The 1122-nt window shown below is 45.2% G+C and carries 3 protein-coding genes; 1 reads left to right on the top strand and 2 read right to left on the bottom strand.

Going from position 1 to position 1122, the window contains the following annotated elements:
* A partial coding sequence (locus tag A3762_RS20335) for a helix-turn-helix domain-containing protein (RefSeq protein ID WP_304439310.1) occupies positions 1-250 on the top strand: 250 nt, incomplete at its 5' end.
* A 7-nt stretch (positions 251-257) separates the two neighbouring features.
* Here A3762_RS20335 and A3762_RS20330 read toward each other — a convergent pair.
* Together A3762_RS20330 and A3762_RS20325 are read right to left on the bottom strand one after the other, a co-directional pair.
* Positions 258-599, bottom strand: a complete 342-nt coding sequence (locus A3762_RS20330) for a hypothetical protein (protein WP_068475278.1) — start codon at positions 597-599, stop codon at positions 258-260.
* Between the two features lie 2 nt (positions 600-601).
* Complete coding sequence (locus A3762_RS20325; protein ID WP_068475276.1) at positions 602-1063, bottom strand: PilW family protein; 462 nt, start codon at positions 1061-1063, stop codon at positions 602-604.
* Between the last annotated feature and the right edge of the window lie 59 nt (positions 1064-1122).

Here is a 1122-nt window from a genome sequence, read left to right as displayed (position 1 = left end):
AGCAACTGGCGTCACGTGGCAAGAAGGGCTTCGTCAATGGGCTGACCAAGAACTTAAAAAAGGCAAAGACGCCATTCTTGATACAGCTGTTCCTGAGTTCGAGCGAATCATGATTGAGACGGCATTAAGCCACACGAGCGGTCGTCGTCGCGACGCATCGTTACTATTGGGCTGGGGCAGAAATACCTTAACAAGAAAAATCAAAGAACTAGGCATGGAGTCTTCTGAAGACGTTGTCGAAGAAGCCTAAATAGACCTTATTTCATTGCCTTTCGAACAATAGGGATGCCGTCGCGCGTTTTACATACCGCCACGGCAGACCTCATTTCAGATTCATTACACTCAACTCTTACCTGACAAGACAGTGCATCATGTTTTGCCAAGACATGAGAGCTATTTACATCACAAGCCCCCGAATCATCTGCTTCGACGAGTACGGAATCGGCATAAAAATATGCTTGCGCAGAAAGCATGTTGGTAGCGCTTCGCTCACTCACATTAATAGTCCGTTCCACGAGTGTCAGCGATAATACAGCACAAAGCAACAGAACAAACACTGCACTCAATAACATAAAGCCTTGCTCCGCACGTGCATACATATTTAATCTCGCCCCAAAGTATCATTGTTTTGCATGAAGTGAGCTTGAGAGAACGAATAGCGTGCTTGTGATTCAGAAATGACAAAAGCAAGGTTAATCGCGCTTGCGTTCGCAACCTTATCAAAGCGACCAGAGATACTTCGCATTAAGACATTCTTGTTTCCAAAAGCGTCTGTCCGGATTAGCTCTCCACCCTCAAAACAAAAAGAGAATGATTGCGCCTTGCTCTCTCCTGTTAGGCATTGCTCTGACTCTATCTGCACCTCACTAGCGTTACGAAGTGCTCGAACGATATTTTCACTCACTATGAATGCTTTATGCGAGGCTCTATCAGCTGCTTGGGCCTTTTCTGGCACACTAAACATAAATTTCAACACAGGGATCAGCATTGCAATCACCGCCGCACCAACAACGATCGCTAGCACTAGCTCGATCAACGTGACACCTTTCTGTTTAGAGAGCATTGGACTTACTCACCGGTTCACTTAACAACTTACTCATAGCCATATCAAATTCATATTTT

Source organism: Oleiphilus sp. HI0125 (assembly GCF_001635355.1).
This window is presented reverse-complemented; position numbering and strand designations above follow the sequence as displayed.

What these genes read in the sequence shown, in the direction of transcription:
- A3762_RS20325 (WP_068475276.1), bottom strand. Translation starts at nt 1,063, where the DNA reads ATGCTCTCTAAACAGAAAGGTGTCACGTTGATCGAGCTAGTGCTAGCG.
- A3762_RS20330 (WP_068475278.1), bottom strand. Translation starts at nt 599, where the DNA reads ATGTATGCACGTGCGGAGCAAGGCTTTATGTTATTGAGTGCAGTGTTT.